General features: G+C 31.2%; 13 protein-coding genes and 1 pseudogene. 3 read left to right on the forward strand and 11 right to left on the reverse strand.

Annotated features, from left to right (window positions below; translation table 11 throughout):
• Positions 1–89 precede the first annotated feature (89 nt).
• From EV195_RS16100 to EV195_RS16115, 4 genes are all read right to left on the reverse strand, one after another.
• Positions 90–1,520 (reverse strand): RagB/SusD family nutrient uptake outer membrane protein, encoded by a 1,431-nt coding sequence (locus EV195_RS16100; RefSeq protein ID WP_394851315.1) that lies wholly within the window; start codon positions 1,518–1,520, stop codon positions 90–92.
• 60 nt (positions 1,521–1,580) lie between these two features.
• On the reverse strand, positions 1,581–4,598 hold the full coding sequence (locus EV195_RS16105; protein WP_132796007.1) for a SusC/RagA family TonB-linked outer membrane protein: 3,018 nt from the start codon (positions 4,596–4,598) through the stop codon (positions 1,581–1,583).
• A gap of 196 nt (positions 4,599–4,794) precedes the next feature.
• Positions 4,795–7,590: a helix-turn-helix and ligand-binding sensor domain-containing protein gene (locus tag EV195_RS16110; protein WP_132796008.1), complete on the reverse strand. Its 2,796-nt coding sequence runs from the start codon at positions 7,588–7,590 to the stop codon at positions 4,795–4,797.
• Positions 7,591–9,249: a solute:sodium symporter family transporter gene (locus tag EV195_RS16115; protein ID WP_132796009.1), complete on the reverse strand. Its 1,659-nt coding sequence runs from the start codon at positions 9,247–9,249 to the stop codon at positions 7,591–7,593.
• 315 nt (positions 9,250–9,564) lie between these two features.
• Here EV195_RS16115 and EV195_RS16120 point away from each other — a divergent pair, with 315 nt between their 5' ends.
• Positions 9,565–11,019 (forward strand): flavin-containing monooxygenase, encoded by a 1,455-nt coding sequence (locus tag EV195_RS16120; protein WP_132796010.1) that lies wholly within the window; start codon positions 9,565–9,567, stop codon positions 11,017–11,019.
• 67 nt (positions 11,020–11,086) lie between these two features.
• Here EV195_RS16120 and EV195_RS16125 read toward each other — a convergent pair whose 3' ends face one another.
• The 4 genes from EV195_RS16125 to EV195_RS16140 all read right to left on the reverse strand — a co-directional run bounded on the left by EV195_RS16125 (position 11,087) and on the right by EV195_RS16140 (position 16,403).
• Entirely contained in the window at positions 11,087–12,214 is a 1,128-nt protein-coding gene (locus tag EV195_RS16125) for a splicing factor U2AF large subunit (RefSeq protein ID WP_132796011.1), read from the reverse strand.
• A gap of 139 nt (positions 12,215–12,353) precedes the next feature.
• Positions 12,354–14,987: a CHAT domain-containing protein gene (locus tag EV195_RS16130; protein ID WP_132796012.1), complete on the reverse strand. Its 2,634-nt coding sequence runs from the start codon at positions 14,985–14,987 to the stop codon at positions 12,354–12,356.
• Between the two features lies 1 nt (position 14,988).
• Positions 14,989–15,672, reverse strand: a complete 684-nt coding sequence (locus tag EV195_RS16135; RefSeq protein WP_132796013.1) for a hypothetical protein — start codon at positions 15,670–15,672, stop codon at positions 14,989–14,991.
• A gap of 23 nt (positions 15,673–15,695) precedes the next feature.
• Complete coding sequence (locus EV195_RS16140) at positions 15,696–16,403, reverse strand: hypothetical protein (RefSeq protein ID WP_132796014.1); 708 nt, start codon at positions 16,401–16,403, stop codon at positions 15,696–15,698.
• 95 nt (positions 16,404–16,498) lie between these two features.
• Between EV195_RS16140 and EV195_RS16145 the strand changes: the two genes are divergently transcribed.
• A complete protein-coding gene (locus EV195_RS16145; RefSeq protein ID WP_132796015.1) occupies positions 16,499–17,059 on the forward strand; it encodes an RNA polymerase sigma factor in 561 nt (186 codons plus the stop codon).
• A 3-nt stretch (positions 17,060–17,062) separates the two neighbouring features.
• Positions 17,063–17,872 carry a tetratricopeptide repeat protein gene (locus tag EV195_RS16150; protein ID WP_132796016.1) on the forward strand — a complete coding sequence of 270 codons (810 nt, stop codon included), beginning with the start codon at positions 17,063–17,065 and terminating at the stop codon, positions 17,870–17,872.
• A 26-nt stretch (positions 17,873–17,898) separates the two neighbouring features.
• Here the strand turns inward: EV195_RS16150 and EV195_RS16155 are convergent, their stop codons facing one another.
• The 3 genes and pseudogenes from EV195_RS16155 to EV195_RS16785 all read right to left on the reverse strand — a co-directional run.
• Complete coding sequence (locus tag EV195_RS16155) at positions 17,899–18,072, reverse strand: Lacal_2735 family protein (RefSeq protein WP_132796017.1); 174 nt, start codon at positions 18,070–18,072, stop codon at positions 17,899–17,901.
• Positions 18,073–18,243: 171 nt separating this feature from the next.
• Positions 18,244–19,881: a glycoside hydrolase family 16 protein gene (locus tag EV195_RS16160; RefSeq protein ID WP_132796018.1), complete on the reverse strand. Its 1,638-nt coding sequence runs from the start codon at positions 19,879–19,881 to the stop codon at positions 18,244–18,246.
• 11 nt (positions 19,882–19,892) lie between these two features.
• Positions 19,893–20,500: pseudogene (locus EV195_RS16785) on the reverse strand (hypothetical protein); the annotation flags it as partial.

Below are 20,500 nucleotides of genomic sequence, written 5' to 3' on the forward strand. Positions count from 1 at the left end.
GATAAATCGCGCTCATCTTCAGTACACGAACCAAAAATGATTAATACTAGTAATATCTTGACTATTTTCTTCATAATCCTTATTATTTTTTAATAACCCGGGTTTTGTGACCAGTTTCCATTAGAAAATTGTATTTCTTCAATTGGAATAGGGAATAATTCGTTTTTATTTGGTGTAAATCCAGGAATTGTAGTTCCGTTTCCTGTTCTTACTAAATCAAAGAATCTGTGTCCTTCTCCTACTAACTCTAACCTTCTTTCATTATAAATTGCTTGCGTTAAAGTAGTTCCTGTATCATTAATATCGTGATTTGTATCTCCAAAAGCTCTTCTTCTAACTCTATTTAGATATTGTTGAGCTCTACCATCACTAATACCTCCTCTATTTAATGCTTCTGCAGCCATTAATAATACATCTGCAAAACGAATAGAACGATAATTATTAGGGTTAGTAAGGTTTGGATCTCCTGTATTTAAATCACCTTTTCTAGCAATGTATTTTCTATTATAAAATCCAGTATGCTCAAAACCTTCAGTAAAAGTGGCACCTGTAGAAGTTGCCCAAGCATTAATGTCTAAGATAGCCACATCTCTTCTTAAATCGTCAGCATCAAAAGCATCATATGCTTCTTGAACAGGAACATTAAAACTAAATCCAGAATCGAACTCAGGACCGTTGTAATTTCTAATTCCATTAAATCCAACTGCAACATTACCTTCACTACATTGTAAACATCCAAAACCAGCACCTTCAACATCGGTATATTGTACTTCAAAAACTGATTCTATTCCGTTTTCTCCAACATGCTCAAAAATAGTATTGTAATTTTGAACCAAGTCAAAAGGACCATTATTAATCAAGTTTTCTAAAACAGTGGCAGCTTCAGTAAACTTATTTTGGTATAAATACGCTTTTCCTAATAAAGCTTGAGCTGATCCTTTATTAGCTCTACCTACTTGAGGAGAGATATATGATAAATTATCTACAGCGTATTGTAAATCTGCTTCAATTGAAGCATACACTTCCGCTACTGAAGATCTTGGGATTGACTTTTCGTCACCTAATTGAAAACGTGCATCTCCTTTTAATGGAATACCTCCAAACCACTTTACCAATTCAAAATGATAATAAGCTCTTAAGAAGCGAGCTTCAGCAATAATTACATTCTTACCATCAAAATCAGTTTTGTCTTTAAATTCAAGAATATAATTAGCTCTATTTACTCCAGCAAACATCCAATTCCAAACATCTCTTAAATTACTATTTACTGGTGTATGATTCATATCATCAATTTGCTGAAAACCGATTACATCTGTAGCACTTTCACCACCACATAATGAATTATCTGAAGCAATTTCACCTAACATTACGTTTACATAAGTAGACTGCAATAAGTCATATGCTCCGACTAAAGCTTTGTAATAATCATCTTCAGAGTTGAAGTAATTTTCTGAGTCTATATTATACTCTTTTGTATTATCTAGAAATTCATCCGAACAACTATTAAAGGAAAGCGCCATTAATAGAATAAAAATAGATGAAGCTATTATTTTATTATATTTTTTCATGTTTTGATTCTTTTAAAATGCTAAGTTTAATCCTAATAAATACTGACGCGATAATGGATAGAACCCATAATCAATTCCACCTCCAATAGCTTGACCTGTTGTAGCTGCTGGATCAAAACCTTTATAATTTGTAAAAGTGAAAGCATTATTAACAGTGGTAAATAAACGTACCTTTGAAAAACCAACTCGTTCTAAAACACTATCAGGCAAACTATATCCTAATTGAATATTTTGGATTCTTAGAAAAGAAGCATCTTCTACATAAAAACTTGAGAATAGTTTGTTGTTTGTTGCTCCAGTTGTGATTCTTGGAACTTCATTACTAGTTCCAGGACCTTTCCATCTGTCTAAATAAAAAGCATGACGGTTAACATTAGGTTGATCTCTCTCATAATTACGAACCATTTCTTTATTCAATTCTGAATACATGTAGGTAGTAAAATCCCAATTCTTATAATTAAAACTTAAGTTTAATCCCATAATATATTCAGCTTGAGGATTTCCTATATAAGTTCTATCATCAAAATCGATTACTCCATCACCATTTACATCAACATATTTTAAATCACCAGGAACTGCATCGATTCCTAATAAACCTGATTGAGAAGGTGAATTGTTAACTTCATCTACCGTTTGGAAAACACCATCCGTTTGTAATCCGTAAAAATATCCTATCGGTTGTCCTACTTCCATTCTAACAGGCGCTAATTGCCCTACACCAAAAGCACCGCCTTCTATAATTACATCTCCATTAATTTTAGTTACTTCTCCTTGAACTCTAGTAACGTTATAATTAACATTGTAATAGAAATCATCACCAATATTGTCTTTGTATTTGATAGCAAATTCAAAACCTTTTACCCTAGAAGTACCCGCATTAACAGTTGGACTTCCAGAACCAGGTGCTGCAGTTCCTATAATTCCTGAAACAGGGATATTTGGAATTAATAAATCGTTTCTATCTTCTTGGAAATAATCTGCAGTAATTTCTAACTTATTCTTGAACAAAGTAGCATCGAAACCAATATCTAGCTTCTCTCCTCTTTCCCACCTTGCATCAGTATTTGGAAGTGTACCTACAGCAATACCATTTACAATAGTATCATCTAGTACGTAAGTTCCTTCCCCGTTTAATTGAGCTCTAAATAAGTTACCTCCTGCATTTGTTCCTAAGAAACCATAACTAGCTCTTAATTTAAAGAAGTTTAAGAAATCAATATTTTTCATAAAGCTTTCTTCTGAAACTTTCCATCCAGCCGTAACAGATGGGAAATAATCTACTCTATTTTCTGGAGTAAAATCAGATGCTGCATCTCTACGAATCATCCCTGAAATTAAATACTTCCCTTTGAAATCATATTGTAAACGACCAAAATAAGACAGTAATCTGTTATCAAAAACATACGATCCGTTTGTTAGTGCATTATTAATACCATTTGCTAAACTGATATCTGCAAAATCCCAAGAATTATTTGGTACATCATAACCCGTTGCAAAAAGACCATCTCCCCAACTCTTCTGCATACTTGTTCCAAGAGTAGCTTCAAAATTATGATCATCAGCTAATGTCTTTTTATAGTTAATAAAAGTTTCCCAGTTATAATTATTTGAGTTCGTTCTAGATTGGTCTACCTGACTTCTATCTCTATTGAAAACCTTACCAGCTCCATAATTAACTATTGGTAAAAACGTTTTACCTTTATCGCTATAGGTTTTATAACCGATTCTACTTGTTACAGTTAAATCTTTAATTGGCGTGTACTCTATTTGAAAAGTACCTTCTAAACTACTACCGAAATAATCATTATAAGTATCTCTAATTTGAGATAAAGGATTGATAACCTCATTTCCTAAGAAACCTGTAGTATCTTCTTGATCTAACGAATAGGTTGGTGCATAGTTTAAAGCATTGAACAATACAGATCCTAAACCATTCTCTGAAATACTTCTTCTGAAGTTTGTAAAGTAGTTAGTGGTTGTAGATATTTTTACCTTATCACTTAAATCGATTCCTAAAGTTAATCTTACGTTGTTACGAATAAAATTTGACTTCTCTGGAGCAATGATTCCGTCTTGCTCTAGTCTTGAAGCACCTAAGTAATAATTTATTTTTTCGGAACCACCAGAAATACCAACATTATGATTAATCATAAATGCATTAGCAAAAATTTCATCTTGCCAATCTGTATTGTTAGTAATATTACTAACATCTGGAAATGGCAATGACTGTCCTCCCGCTGCATAACTCTCATTTAAAATAAAAGCATATTCAGTTGCATTTAGATAATCTAACTTTTTAGTAGTTTCCTGAATACCAGTGTAGACATCATACGTTATTTTCATTTTAGCATTTTTTCTACCTGATTTGGTAGTAACTAAAATAACTCCATTAGCTCCCTGAATACCGTAAATTGCAGCTTGCGCATCTTTCAATACAGAAACAGATTCGATATCATTAGGGTTAATTGTATTTAAGTTAGCTCCAGCTAATCCATCAACAACAACTAAAGGTCCGTTTGCTCTGTTAGAACTAATACCTCTTATTAAAATGTTAAAGCCGCTACCTGGTGAACCAGATGCTGTGTTAATAGAAACCCCTGATGTTGTTCCTTGTAAAGCTAAACTAGCATCTACAGGCTTTAAGTCTTCAATAGTTTGAGAATCTACTAAAGAAACAGCTCCTGTAACATCTTTTTTCGCTTTGCTACCATAACCAATGATAACAACTTCTTCTAATTGTTCAGAATCTTCCTCTAACGATACATTGATAACTGAACCATTTACTACTATAGTTTTTGTAGTATAACCGATGGATGAAAATATTAAAGAACTACCATTTGCAGCTTTAATTTTATAATTACCATCAAAATCTGTTTCCGTTCCACTTACAGTGTTTTTAATAATAATGCTAACACCAGGTAAAACTTGTCCTGTTTTTGAATCAGTAACTTTTCCACTTACAGTCATCTCTTGTGCTTGTATTACAACTATAGATAGTGACAAAATAAATAGTGTAATTAGGTTTCTCATATAACGAGTTTTTGATTATATCCTAAAATTACTCGTTGTTTTTTATATTATTAGCAATAAACCCCAATACAAAAAACATACAACTCAAAAAAAGCCCGAAACCTTAAGAAAAGCTTAACATTGTATAAGAAAAAATAAAGACAAAATAGAGAATGTTGTAGTGATGTATAGGTAATAAAACACTATTGTTGTGTTTTTAAATCTCTAAAATATAATTTGTTAAGTTCACATCATGTGGTAAATCCATCTTTTTTCGCAAACGATATCGTTTTACTTCTACACTTCTAGGTGAAATATTTAATAGTGGAGCTATTTCTTTAGAAGACAAATTCAATCTAAGATACGCGCATAATCTAAGATCATTTGGGGTAAGATTGTTGTGGATCTTTTTTATCTTATTTATAAAATCTTTGTCAGCATTATTAAATGCTTCTTCAAACATTTGCCAATCGTCTGTATTGTTTAAATTCTTGTCGATTATTTTTATAACTGACTTCAAACTCTTATCATCTCCTTTAAGAATTTCGTTTTTTAAAGAATTTAATAATTCGTTTTTCTTAATCATACTCATCGTAGAAACAGCCAGCTCACGATTTTTACTTTCTACATCTTGTTTGAGTTGATTGTTTTTAATTTCCATTAATTCTTTTTCACTTTCCAGCGATTTTAATTGAAATTCTCTTTCTTGCTTTCTTAGTAACTGCTCTCTCTGATTTCGATAATAGCTTTTATAAAGTCTATCCATAAATAAAGAAAACAGAAATACAAATAACACATAACTGGCAATAGCTACATTTGAAATATACCAAGCTCGTTGAATCGTAAAAGTATATGTTGGTACATTACTTACCAACTCATCACCTATTTTAGCCCTTACTTTAAATATATAATTACCAAAAGATAGATTCTCAAAAAGAATTTTGTTATTGTAAGACCAATTACTCCAGTCATCTCTATAACCCTCTAATTTATATTGGTATTTAACTGGCGCATCGGTTGACAAATAAGGAACACTATAAGTAAACTCTAAACTATTATTTTCAGGAGATAATTCTTTTGGATCTTCATTTAAAATTTCTAAATATTTTGGCTCTCCATTTACAGAATGGTTTTTTACACTATTGATTGATAAGTTATACGAAATCTTATCATCTACTTTTAAATCGGTAATAATGTAACCATTCAATGTACCTATTAGATATTTGTTGTCCGCTATTTTTTGAATATTTTCATAGCCTATGGCTCCTTTTCTTAGGTTACTAGTAATTCCTTTTCTAGTTATAATTGAATTAGAGCTGAATTTATCAGGTCTTAAATAACTTATATTCTCTTTTGAAAACGAAAAAAGTTTGTTAGAAGAAGCATCAAAAATTAATTTTCCTGATAAAAAATCATTTTTATCAATTAACTTATCTAAAACCGTATCTCTAGCAAATTTATCTGCTTTGTCAAAATATCTATAAACACCTCCCTTATACGCATAAATGATATTGTTCTGATACTTTATAATACTTGAATGAACTCCTTTATCAATCGAAGAATCTATTTTAACCTCAACTGCTTTCTTAAATTGATCATCTAGTTTTAACTTATAAACTCCTTTGTATTCGTGATTAATAAAAACGGTATTACTATGATATAATTCGAAGTACTTACATGAATTATTGAACCCTTCAATTTTATGAGATAATTCCCAATTCTCGGCAGATTTTTTTAAAACATATAATCCGTCATAGTTCCCTTGAAGCAGTTTACCTTCATCAATTTTTTTAACTCCCCAAGTACCTTGTATGTTACTTATTAAGTTAGCCTTATTATCATTAACGGTAAAAGTTCCATTGTTATGACCACAAAATAACGTTTCATCAACAACCTCTAAACTCCACACTTGTCCTTGTGTATTAGGGATAAATTCAAAACTATTTGATGATGGATACTCTTTACAAAACAAACCTTGATTGGTTCCTAAATATAAATATCCGTTATGGAAGGCAGTAGTATAAACAGTTCCTAAAGTGCCATTCTGATCTTTAAAAATTCTGATAGATGAAGTAATATCGATCTTATTAATTCCATTATCTAGACCTAGCCAAATATCTCCTTTATTATCCTCGAAAGTACTAAGAACAGTATTGTTGGATAATCCGTTTTTTTGAGTTAATGTATATTTAATTTTACCTGAAGGATTACAATATACGATTCCGTTAGAGATGGTTCCAATAACAAAAAAGCCGTTTCGTAATTGTGCGGCATTGTATACTGATTTATCTAACAAATAATTTGATAAATTACTATTTAGCAAAAACTTACCTTGATTGGTAAAAAAGCCTTTGTTTTGAGTAAGAAAAACCAATTCTTGATTTTTCTTAAAAGCTAACACTACTACATTGTCCTGTAACTCTTTTCTATCTGAAAATAGCTTGGCGATTCCCTTTTCAATTTTATAAATACCTTTTCCTACTTCTTGAAAATACACGCTACCATCTACTTTAAACATCTTCGTTATTGATGTTTCAGAATTAACTACCTTAACAAGTTTAGTGTCTAAATTATAGATATAGATTCGTTGTAACGATTGGAAAAGAATCCACCCATCAAGCTCAATGATATTCCAAAACTGTTCATCAGATAATAAATTAACTTTGCTTTCATTAACTATTGAAGTATAGTTTAACACTCCAAACTCGTCTTTTTCCCAGAAACCAAAATCCATGTAAAATCCCGTAAAAATTTTACTATCATGTGCTTTAACAGATCGCATTATGGTTTGGTTAGGCGTTGAATATAAAGTCCAATGAGCTCCGTTAAATTCTAAAAGTCCTTTGTTATTTGCTACATAAACAAATCCGTTTTTAGCCTGACTAATAGACCAATTTTGAGATTCAGCATTATAATCTTCTGGATAAAATTTATTGATAAGAGGTATTTCTTGAGCATGTAACCCAACAAATAAAAACAGTAAAAGAAACGTATAAATGTATTGTTTATTCAACTAGGAAAAAAAAATATATATTAGTATTACAATAATACAAATAAATATTCCAACTGGCTTTGTATGTTTCCATGGTGTGATATCAACCTGTTTTGATTCTTTTTGTTCATAGGCTACCGCTTTTGGTTTAAACTTTCCAATTAATAACATAATAACAGTATTCAAAACAAATAGAATAGCCATAACATGTAAAAAATGAGGATACGCCTCTGCCTTTACTAAGTTTAAAGCTTCCTTATCAACAACACCTGCACTTTTAGCATTTTCAAGAGCCTTACTTACAAAATTTGGCCTTAAAACAAACTCACTAATTATATATAAAATAGATCCTGTTAACAATCCTATTTTAGCGGCAATTGCAGGTACTTTCTTTGTAACAAAACCAACAAAAATGATTGTTAAAATTGGAATACTATACACTCCATTTACTTGTTGTAAATAAGAAAATATACTTTCTAAACTCGATAAGAATGGTGCAATAAACATGGCCGCAATAGCTAATAAGATTCCAAAAGCCTTACCGTATTTTACAACAACATTTTCTTCTGCTTTTGGATTGATATGTTCTTTGTAGATATCAATACCAAATAACGTTACAGAACTATTCAAAACACTATTAAAAGAACTTAAAATAGCTCCAAACAATACCGCCGCAAAGAAGCCAATAAACTCTTTTGGTAATATCTTTCTAACTAATTGTCCATACGCCTCATCTGGCGCTCCAACTTCCATAGTACCTTGAACAGACATATAGTAAGCAATAATACCAGGTAATACTACAATAATTGGTCCTAATATTTTAATAAAAGCTCCTAATAACAATCCTTTTTGTCCTTCTTGAAGGTTTTTTGCTCCTAAGGCTCTTTGAATAATCTGCTGATTGGTTCCCCAGTAAAATAACTGTACCAACATCATACCTGTAAAAATAGTTGCAAAAGGTACTGAAGCAGATGAACCTCCTATAGAATCAAAATGAGTTGGGATTTTATCTTGTAAAATTGAAAAACCATCAAACAAACTACCATCTCCAATAAAAATTAACCCAAAAATTGGAATTAAAAGTCCACCAATTAACAATCCTATAGCATTTATTGAGTCTGACACAGCTACAGCTTTTAAACCTCCAAAAACGGCATAAATAGAACCAATAATACCTATAGACCATACACATATCCATAAGGCTGCTCCTTTAGAAACTCCTAATAACCCTGGAACATCGAACATTCCACTAATAGCTAAAGAACCAGAATATAAAATAGTTGGTAAAAGTACTATCGCATAACCACTTAAAAACAATACTGAAGTTAATGTCTTAGTTGAAACATCGAAACGCTCTGCTAAGAATTGAGGAATTGTTATCAATCCACTTTTTAAATATCTTGGTAATAAGAAAATGGCAGTTACTACCATTGCTATTGCTGCTAAAGTTTCCCAAGCCATTACCAATATTCCCTCAGAAAAAGCTGAACCGTTTAATCCTACTATTTGTTCTGTAGATAAATTTGTTAGTAATAAAGACCCAGCAATTACACCAGCTGTTAAACTTCTTCCTCCCAAAAAGTATCCATCGGAAGTTTGTTCGTTAGTCTTTCTGGTGGCACTCCATGAAACAATTGCTACAATTAATGTAAATCCTATAAATGATAATACTCCTAACATAAATTTTGGTTGTTTGTTTGGACAAGTTAAGATTATTTGTGATTAATTTATCTAAAAAGAACTACTGTATGGTTTTTGTATAGGTCATAATACAATCAATTTTTCAGTGATCTCAATAGTTAACATCTAATAACTCTTTTCTCTAGTATTGTTAAGATACCTTTAAATAATAATCACAATTCGACTAAAAAAGGATAATTATTCCCATAAAACTAGTACATTGAGTCTAAAATTATATTTCATTGAATTGAAAAAAATCTACAAACTTAATTATGCTTCAAAAAATAAGCATTTATAAAAACCCAATTGATTAAAATGAACACTACTAAAAACTTTGACGTAATTATTATTGGTGCTGGAGTTTCTGGAATAGGAATGGCTTGTCGTCTTGAAAACGAATTTGAAAATCTTAATTACGCTATTTTAGAACGTAGAAGTGAAATTGGTGGCACTTGGGATTTATTCAACTATCCCGGAATTAGATCTGATTCGGACATGCTAACTTTCGGTTTTGATTTTCGACCATGGAATGGTGATAAAACCTTAGCAGATGGGCCCTCTATAAAGCAATACCTTGTTGATACTTCTAATGAATACCATGTAAGTGATAAGATTATATTCAATTCAAAAGTTACTTCTGCTAACTGGAATTCAAAAGAGGCTGCCTGGAATATTACAGTAATAGATGAAAAAAATACTAAAGAAATCTTATATACATGTAACTTTTTAATTGCCGCATCAGGATATTATAATCACGATAAAGGTTATTTACCTAAATTCAAGGGAACAGAAGCATTTAAAGGTGAAATAATCCATCCACAACATTGGCCAAAAGACTTAAATTATACTAATAAAAAAGTTGTTGTAATTGGAAGTGGCGCAACAGCTATTACCATAGTCCCTTCAATGGCAGATAAAACTTCGCACATTACAATGCTACAACGCTCTCCTACTTATATTTACAGCATTCCATCTGTCGATAAACTATCCGTTAAACTGAGAAAATTCTTTTCTGAAAGAACTGTATATAAAATTGCTCGTTATCGAAATGTATTGCTGCAACAGACGATATTTAAATTGAGTAAAAAATATCCTAAACGAATTCAGAAATTTTTAATTTCAAAAATTCAAAGGCAGTTAGGAAAAGATTTTGACATCAAGCATTTTACACCCAACTACAATCCTTGGGACCAACGATTAGCAGCCGTTCCTGATAATGATTTGTTTAAAGCTATTAGGAAAGGAAAAGCTTCTGTAGTAACTGATCATATTGATTCATTTACAGAAAATGGAATACAGCTACAATCTGGTAAACATTTAGATGCTGACATTATAATTACTGCTACTGGTTTAAACTTACAAGTTTTGGGAGGAATGCAATTATCAATTGATAATGAAATACATCCATTGCATAAAAAAATGACGTACAAAAGTGTATTAGTACAAGACACTCCTAACTTCGCGTACTTATTCGGTTACACAAATGCATCTTGGACACTTAAAATTAATGTTGCTACAAATTACTTGATTAAATTATTAAAGGAAAAACAGCAACGCAACGCCAAATCTGTACAACCTAAAACTAATAATGAAAGTAATTTTGAAGAAAGTATATTAGATTCTTTAAATTCTGGATACGTTAAAAGAGGCGGAAACTTATTACCTAGACAAGGTAAAAAATATCCTTGGAGAGTGTTACATAATTATAAAATGGATAAAAAAATATTGAAAAAACCTATTGAAGATTCATCTTTAGAATGGAACAATTAACATAAAAAAAACACACTTAAAAAAGTGTGTTTTTGGTTTTACAATAAACATAATAAGGATAATTTTCCTAATCTCTACTTCTAGCTACTCTAGATCTTGAAGATTTCCCTTTTGATCTATCATTACTAGTACTTCTTTTTGCTCGAGTATTTGTTCTTGAAGAATTACTTCTGCTTTTATACCTGTTATTTTGAGCTTTACTTGTTGAATTTATCGAATGACTTCTAGAATAATCTCTAGTTTTTTGAACTTGTGCTGTTCTATTATTTGATCTCTTAACTCGAGAATCTCTATTTCTATCCTTGATGTAAGCTCTGTCTCTAGAAACACTTCTATTTACGTTTCTATCTCTAGTAATAGTTCTAGATCTTTTAACTCCACGATGATCTCTATTTGCAACTCTACTTCTATTATCATTAATCTTACGATAGTTACGATCGTTTCTTTGATACATAGTTCTTCTATGATCTTTTGATCTAAATCGAACACTTCTTTCGCTTGCAACTCTTCGACCTCTATTAAAATGATCTACACGAGCTCCTGGTCTGTAATAACTTCTATTTCTATATGATCTGTTATAAAAACCATTGTAATAGTTGTTTCTATATACATTATATGAAAATCTATATGGTGAATAAAATCTTCTGTAAGGACGATTCCAAACTACACATCTATCAACAACTGGCATAACAAAGTATCTATGATATGGACGGTACACATAGTATCTATTGAAACTGTTGATATATCCTGTACAGTTCAAGAAATTACCATAACTGTTATAGTGTACAAACAACCCTCCTACACGAGAAACACGTCCCCAACGATTATAACGGATAAATACATCACCAGCCTGTACAATTCTTCCATAATGATCGTAAAAAATCGGAATATCTTCAATTTGTACTACTGCTCCATAATCATCATATTGTACAAACGGGTCGTAATCAAAACCAGAATTAAAACTGATGTTTACACCTGGAGTATTAAAATTAACACTCACTCCATTTCTATTTCCGTTTAAGAAAAAATCGAATTGACCATCAGGGTAAACAGCAAATTCAATTCCTCCTTCTGTAAAGATGAATGATTTTCCGTAGTTATTATAACGAGCCGTAGCTTCTGTACTTGTCTCTGATGCGTTAACTGAAAAAGAAGTTAACAATAGTCCTGTAAGTAGTAAAACAAATTTTTTCATAATATTTGATTTTAGATGCATATCATTTTTTTGATATACACTCTACTTAATACAAGTAGCGTGCCAAAAATTGAAAACGCTAAAAACCTATTAGTAAAAAACCTTTACTGACAAATAAACAAATCCTAACAAAAAGCTATTAAAGTTTGCTCCTTTTGTTACGAGAAACAAATTTCCACACAATAAATAGTAAAAATAAAGTTATAAGAGAAGCAATTGAAAATAACGCTATGTTATTATTATCAGGTAATAGTACAGAATCATCTCCAATCATAATTAGTGATGCCCAATAATATGGCGAAGCTTCAGCATCAGTGTTGTTTTCTAAATAGAAAATTTTTGCTTTGCGTAACGCTTCAGATTTTGAAATACCTTCACTTAAGTATTCATAAAATTTAGAAGTGATGGCTGTTGTAGATTTATCATTTACTTCCCATAGCGATGGAATTACGGTCTTTGCTCCAGAAGCAAAAAAACCTCTCGCTAAACTCATTACTCCTTCACCTCTAACAATTTGCCCCAAAGAAGTGTTACACGCACTTAGTACTACTAAATCAGCTTGAGTTTTAATAGAATCTAATTGAGATAATTTGAGCTTTGAGTTTCGAAATGCTATCCATGGATTTATGGTATCAGAGGCATTTGCATGTGTAGCCAAGTGTAAAATTTTATAATTACTAGCTATTTTCTTAAAATTATCTGCCGTCGCATTTTTACCCATTAAAAGTTTTCCAGAATAAAAACCTTCGCCAAGCTCTATCTCTTTTTCTGTGTTTTTTAAACTAATTAATTTATCAGAAAAATTCACTGGAGCGATTCCCAAGTAGTTTTTCGAAGCATTGAATTTAGTTTCAGAATTTTCTTCTCTAAATGTCAAAGAATAATCATAATTAACCTCATTCAATGAAACTAAATACTCTAATTTATCCTCTTTTGGAATTAAAGCTTCAAAAGGTACAAAACTTATAGTATGGTCTCCTAGAATGGTTATTTTTTTATGGTCAATTAGTTTATGTATAGATTCTGGAATTAATAGTTCATATATAGAATGTGCAACTTTTAAATACTGGGTTTTATCATTTTCTGTTTCAAAAGGTTGATTTAATCGACTTCTAAATTCTGTTATATTTTTTATTAATTCTTCAACATTCTCTATTTTGAATAACTTTTTGTGATTGTTAGAAATAAATAAACCGTAAGCATTTGGTACTTTTCCAGCTAAACGCTCAGCCATTATATAATTGATTACAACCTCATTTTCATAAAGCCTAACTTCGTTTAAAGTTACTATTTTAGAAAGTTCTGGACTTGTAAAATAATTACGATAGCTTATTGTAGAATCTTTATCTATTAATTTTTCTTTTCTTAAGTCGCGGATTAATAATAGTGCTTTGTTTTTTTCAATAAAATAGAATGCTGTTTCTATATCGTCTATTTTATAACAAGCTTCTAAAGCTAAAATGTAAATCTCAGATGCTAAATCTCTAAGTAATAATTTTGAGTTGGGAGACAAATCATCCAACAGCATTAAATTCACTAGATTATCACACTGTTTTGCTTTATTAATTATTTGTTTGGCAATGGTATCATCTGAGCTTACTTGTAGCATTCGATCCCAGTTTTCCATTTGAGTTCTAAACAACTCTAGTAAAAAACCTTTATCTTGAACTTTCTTTAGGTTTTCAGTCGAGATATGCTCAGGTTCTTCGGTAATAGATTCTCCTAAAATAAAAGAAAGAGACTTTAAAAAATAATTTTGAGCACTAACATAATCTCCATGAATAGAGGCGTTTTCACCCAACCCGAAAAAAGTCTTCTTTCGAAATTCATCATCCTCTGCTTGGTACTCTAAGGATTTTTTATAGTACTTCTTCGATTTTTCTTCATCATAATTCTGATATGTATATCCTAAATTGAAATAGAAACGTTTTAATTCGTTCGAATCTGAAATATTGTCTACTAAATCAAGAGCTTTATTGTAGTAATCAAAAGATTTCTCAATATTATTTCCATTTTGAAAATATTGTCCTCCAATAGTGTAGTAAATACCGAACTTATCCTCTTCTTTAAAATCTGGTAATAAAGAATATAGTGACTCTGCTTTTAAAAAATTTTCAATAGCCTTTTCTCCAGACTTTTTACTTCGAATAGATTTGTATGCTTTTCCTGTGTTAATGTGTAAATTAATTAATGATGCTATTTGGGTAGTATCAATAAATTTTGAAGCATTCTCGTAATTTGAAACAGCATAGTAATAATCTTCTTCATTGAAATATATGGTTGCAATTGCATTATAACACGCAGTTATATATTTTTTTGATTTACGATCAAAATCTTTACAATCGCTGTAGGTTAATGCTTTTTTATAACCATCTATAGCTTCTTTGTAATTTTTCTTACTCTTATTATAAAAACCAACATTGTAAAAACTAGTTTTTATAGAGCAAGTATCCAAAGGAACTACTTTTTGCTTCGCATTTATTCCTACATTATTGTAAAAAATTGCTTTGTCAATATCTTCCTTATAAATTTTTTTTGCTAGCTCATGTGCATCATCACCTAATTGTTTAAAATTTTCTTCTTTCTTGTATTTTTCTAAGAGATTAGAATAAGCACCTAGCTTATCTATATTCTTTCCGGGTAATGCTAAAATAGAATCAAACGCTTTTGATATTTCTTGCGCTTGTATATTAGGAAAGTATATAAAAAGCGTAAAGAGAGAAACCATAATTCCTCTCTTTAAAACACTTGTATATATTATTTTTTTTCTCAATTTACTTTTTTGGAGTATTTATATCATCATCGTCTGAACCACCTCCAATTGGCCCTAATCCATCTTGTAGAATTGGATCTTCATAACCAGGTGGCAGAGGGACTTGATCGCAACTAGTATAATTCACTTCTTCTTCAGCCTCATCTCCTCCAATACCTCCAGGTCCATCAGAATCCTCGGCGGTGTTAGTGTCATTACTATCAGGAGTTGTATTAGTGGCTACTATTAAATTCTTTGATTTATTGGTCGTCTCAGATGGAGGGACATCTCTAGAAACTTCAACATACCATGTATCTACATAATCACAATAATCAATAACAGTATATATATCTTTCCCTATTATCTCTCTGAAATTATTTAAATATACATATCTATCATAACTACTCCACTCTTTAGGAAATAACACAAATATTCTTTTGTAATAAATAATAGGTTGGTAATCAGGATCACCCTCTACTAATCGTCCTTGTAAATTGTCATCCTTACTTTTTTTTGATTCTTTTATGATTCCTTTACTCAATAAAAGTTCCTCAGCGCTTATAACATTTTCGGGTAATTTAGTAACTATATTAGAGGTTGTGTCGGTTGTATCCTCAATTATAATTGTTTCTCTTTCTTTTGAACAACTAAAACTTAACACTAAAACGAATAATGTTAACCATAATTTTAATACATTATTTTTCATACTAATTAATTTAAAAACAAACATTATTCTTGAGGTATAGTTGGGTCTGTATTAGGTCCACTTATAGTACCACTGCCTGAATTATTATCAGAATCTCCTCCTCCGTCTGGAACTAAAACCAAATTATAAAATGGAGGTAAAATTATTTCTTCGCAAGAATGATAATAATCCTCTCCAAAAGTAAAACTAATATCTGTACTTTGGCCATCTGCGCCAGGACCTTCATCCGACTCTGTTGTTGACACATCAGGATCAGCATTAGCTTCTGAGGCAACAATTACGTTCTTTCCTCTATTTTTCTCTATTGGATCTGAAGCCAAAACTTCTATATACCAAGTATCGATAAAATCACAAGAATTAGTAATAACAAAAATCTCTCTAATAGTTTTAGACCTTGCCTCAGCTAAATAATTTAATCTACGTAAATTACTCCAGTCTGGCGGATATACTATAAAAAACTTAATAAAAGTTCCTGTTCCTTCACCTAAACTTAAAGTACCTTTATTGAGTGTTTCTGATCCTAAATTAGTTTTTACTTTTGATTTCTTTACATCAAAACCTTGGACTCTTAAAAAATCATCAGCATTAACAGCATTTTCAGGTAATTTAGTAATTATGTTAGAAGATGTTTCGCTTGTATCTTCTATTATAATTGTTTCTCTTTCATTTGAACAACTTATATTTGTTATTAATAAAGCTGTTACAGCAATTTGTAAAATTATTTTTTTCATATTTTTTATGCTTTATATTTATTGAGTTCCCCAACCCTTTAAAATGTTAATGGCAAAAGTAGAAAAATTAAATATATTTTTTGATATTTAAGTATATGAGTGACATCACTATAGATAAATTAAAAGAACTTGCAACTGGAAATAGAGAAATTATAAACGAACTTTACTTAAAAGTTTATCCAAAAATAAAAAGCTATGTAATGAAGAATAATGGCTTCAGTGAAGATGCAGAAGATATTTTTCAAAAAGTATTAATTCAAGTTATTACCAGATATAACACAAATCCATTTGAAATTAGTAGTTCTTTAGACGGGTTTTTATATGTTGCTGCCTGTAATTTATGGAAAAGAGAATTAAATAAAAGAAAAAGAGTGGTAACAAATGAAAAAGTTATTGAACTAGTTAGTGAAGATGAGGATATTGTTATGGCGTCTTTAGAGCAAGAAAAATGGGAGTTTTTTCAGGAAAAACTAAATAGTATTTCTGATAATTGTAAGGATCTTCTTAAACTATTTTTTAAAAAAGTACCTTATAAAGAAATTGTAACTCAATTAGGCTATAAGACAGACAATGTGGTTAGACAACGTATTTTTAATTGCAAGTCGCAATTAACCAAGGCCATTCAAAATGATGTTAGATTTAAAGAATTTATTTAAGCCATGAGCGATTATTTAGAAGATATAGATAAGTATCTTAATGGAGATATGAACAACTCAGAAAAAGAAGCTTTTGAGAAAAATCTTACTACCGATTCTGAATTAGCCGATGCTTTTAATTTTGAAAAGGAAATACGAATGATTTACAGTGAAGATGAATGGATTACTCTAAATCGTTCTGTTTTAAATTCTGATAGAGCAAAAGCTATGAAATCGTATTTACAAAGTGATGAAATTACTACTATAAAAGAAACTATTTCTAATGTTATCGCTGATAATAGAAAAACGTATTCTAGGAAGAGCTTTATTAAACAATTAGCTGTTGCGGCTTCAATTTTATTGATTTCTACTATTTCTTATTTCTCAATTAAAAGTAATAGTACTGATTTCGAAAGTATTATTAATGAAGAATATAAAAACTTACCTTCATTAGTCAATAGAAGTGAAAGTGCAGATACTAAATTAATAGAAGGACAACAGTACTTTGAAAATAAAGATTATAAAAATGCTACCATTTCTTTTACAGAATATCAAAGGATGAGTTCTGAAAGTAATACGACTAATGCGTTAAGTTATATCTATAATGGTTTGTCTTTTCTAGCTATTAATGATTTTACAAATGCCATTGACCAGTTTGATCTATTACAAAACTCTGAATCCTTACAAGCTAAAAAAGCCACATGGTATAAAGCTATAATTTACCTAAAACAAAAAGATTACGAATTACTAAAAAGAACCTTGAAAACAATAACATCGGATGCAAGCAATTATAATTATTTAGAAGCAAAAGAGTTACTTAATGAAATAGAATAAGTAATTAAAATTAGGAGAGGAGGAACCTAAATCGCATTTCGAAGACTCTCTATTTGATTAAGAATACGCTGAGCTTCTTGCAATTTTAGATTACTTAAGTTTTTATCTGTTAAAAGTAATTTATCTCTTTCAACCATTAACCTTTCGTACTGAGAATGTAATTTATCTTCTACTGACTTCTTTTTAAAAAATGCAAACATAGTAGTAGCGTTTAGTTAGTTAATAGCTGTAAGATGGAATCAAACCAGAACGTTTAACTCACCTTAAATATAACTAAACAAAATTATATTTACAACTGATTTTCAAAAAGTTATAAAAAATCCTCAACATTATATGTTGAGGATTTTTTCACATTAATACAAATTATTACACTATTGATAAACTCTTACATAATCTACTTCCATGGTAGATTCGGTAAATCCAGCATCTATACTTCCTCCTAAAGTTCCTCCCATTGCTATGTTTAATATCAAAAAGAAGTTGTCATTAAAAGGTAAAGATGATGAATTTGTTAACTCATAATATTTTACATCATCTAAATATACCGTAATGCTCTGATCTGTCCATTCCATGGTATACACATGAAAATCTGATGTAGCATTGGTTATTGATGTGTTTTGAGTAAAATCAGCCTTTACATTATTTGTAGTATCAAACCAATGTGCAGCAGATAATACTGAGTTCTTATCACCTCCTGTTTGCTCCATTATATCAATCTCTCCACATACTGGCCATCCAACCGTTGGAAAATTAGAACCTAACATCCAAATCGCAGGCCATGTTCCTGCTCCATCTGGTAACTTTGCTCTTACTTCTACTCTACCATAGGTAAAGTTATATAATCCTTGTGTCTTTAATCTTGCTGATGTATAACCACTTCCTGAAAAGTCCTCTTTCTTTGCCGTGATTATTAAGTTTCCGTTGCTTACAACTGCATTGTCTGCTCTATCTGTATAATACTGAACCTCATTATTTCCCCATCCATTGCTTCCTGTTCCAATATCATACGTCCATTTTGATGCATCTGGTGCTCCATCTGTGTTGAAATCATCTTCCCAAACTAAATTGTTGTACACATAAGGTGCCGATGGTGGAGCTGGGTCTTCTGAGGTAATTACAAACCACCAATCAAACTCATTGTTACCATCGGTAATACGTAACGACATTTCATTTGGGTTACTTCTACTGAAAATCTCATATGTATGATTTCCTATGTAATATCCAATAAATCCTATTCCTGTAAGTGATAAAGTCTCAACACCTCCTGGTGCGGTTAATGTCCAATTCTCTGAATAATCTCCATAAGAATAATTCAGCACATCTGCTCCATCAACTGTTCCGCCTGAACCGCCTAACTGGTCTATTAAGTTTACTCTACCAAACACATCACCATTGGTCACATATTCAAAGGTTCCATCTGAATGAAACGTAAAACGATCGTCATACATTCCTACTCCTGCTTTCTCATTAGCCCCTGCTTGATACCACTCTGCAAAAACAGATCCGCCAACTGGACCTAATCCAAAGTGAGCTCCTATTTCTGATTTTACGCGCCATGTCTTTGAACTTGCCGCTGTTGGATTCGATGGGTCGTATCCATATAACAACGTCTTTAAATCATCTGGTGCAGAGTACAACGCTAACACATCTACTTGAATCGTTTTGCTTGAAGAAACTCCTCCTGCTCCAACGGCTATCACTGTAACTGTATATGTATTTACTCCTAACTCACTAAAGTTATACGTCATGCGACCGTTTGGCTTTACCGATTCTGAACCGTTATACACAAACTTATACGATAACGCATTACTAGCCGTAGCTTCAAAATGAACCGTTCCACTTCCATCTCCATTTGGGTTGGTAGCATCTTGACCAACTATCGTAGCTACAATATCGATATTTGACGGAGTGGTAATATCACCAAACTCATACTCCTTCTCTTCACAACTATTGAAGAAAATACTCATGAAAGCAATACAGACTACTCTTGATATATATTTTAATCTCATCTTTTACTTTTTTAATTGGTTAATGTGTACTGATCGAAATAATAAACACTATCGTCTCCATTATTCCCAAAATCAAAGAAGATAACTACACGAACATAATCCGCTGTTGGTGCGCCACTAAAATCATACACCAATTCTTCCCATTGGTTAGCAACTGTAGTGTTCACATCTATCTCATGAGTAACACTAGCATCCTGATTCTCTAACTTTACCTTAACTACTGCTCCCTGCTTTGGTGACCATGTTTTAACACTGATTTTACTATAGGTACTAAAATCTAATGGCGAACCTGTTTCAAAAAATCCTCCGGCCCAAATCTCTGCACCACTCGTTTTTGTTAATCTTGCAACATTGCCAGTGGTATTCGCTCCTGTAGCATCTGGATTGGCTATCACATCTATTCCTGCAATATTTCCAAATACGGTAAATGCTGGTGCTGTACCTTCAAAATCTTGGAACACTAAAGGTTGTGGTCCGCCTGAATCATTTACTAACTCTATCTCATCATAGTAATACTCAGAATTATCTCCGTTATTTCCAAAGTCAAAGAAGATAACAATACGAACATAATCTGCTGTTGGTGCACCACTGAAATCGTAAATTAATTGTTCCCACTGAT

This window comes from Tenacibaculum skagerrakense, from assembly GCF_004345825.1.
Taxonomy (GTDB): Bacteria; Bacteroidota; Bacteroidia; order Flavobacteriales; family Flavobacteriaceae; genus Polaribacter; species Polaribacter skagerrakensis.

What these genes read in the sequence shown, in the direction of transcription:
- EV195_RS16100 (WP_394851315.1), bottom strand. Translation starts at nt 1,520, where the DNA reads ATGGCGCTTTCCTTTAATAGTTGTTCGGATGAATTTCTAGATAATACA.
- EV195_RS16105 (WP_132796007.1), bottom strand. Translation starts at nt 4,598, where the DNA reads ATGAGAAACCTAATTACACTATTTATTTTGTCACTATCTATAGTTGTA.
- EV195_RS16115 (WP_132796009.1), bottom strand. Translation starts at nt 9,249, where the DNA reads ATGTTAGGAGTATTATCATTTATAGGATTTACATTAATTGTAGCAATT.
- EV195_RS16120 (WP_132796010.1), top strand. Translation starts at nt 9,565, where the DNA reads ATGAACACTACTAAAAACTTTGACGTAATTATTATTGGTGCTGGAGTT.
- EV195_RS16125 (WP_132796011.1), bottom strand. Translation starts at nt 12,214, where the DNA reads ATGAAAAAATTTGTTTTACTACTTACAGGACTATTGTTAACTTCTTTT.
- EV195_RS16135 (WP_132796013.1), bottom strand. Translation starts at nt 15,672, where the DNA reads ATGAAAAATAATGTATTAAAATTATGGTTAACATTATTCGTTTTAGTG.
- EV195_RS16140 (WP_132796014.1), bottom strand. Translation starts at nt 16,403, where the DNA reads ATGAAAAAAATAATTTTACAAATTGCTGTAACAGCTTTATTAATAACA.
- EV195_RS16145 (WP_132796015.1), top strand. Translation starts at nt 16,499, where the DNA reads ATGAGTGACATCACTATAGATAAATTAAAAGAACTTGCAACTGGAAAT.
- EV195_RS16150 (WP_132796016.1), top strand. Translation starts at nt 17,063, where the DNA reads ATGAGCGATTATTTAGAAGATATAGATAAGTATCTTAATGGAGATATG.
- EV195_RS16155 (WP_132796017.1), bottom strand. Translation starts at nt 18,072, where the DNA reads ATGTTTGCATTTTTTAAAAAGAAGTCAGTAGAAGATAAATTACATTCT.
- EV195_RS16160 (WP_132796018.1), bottom strand. Translation starts at nt 19,881, where the DNA reads ATGAGATTAAAATATATATCAAGAGTAGTCTGTATTGCTTTCATGAGT.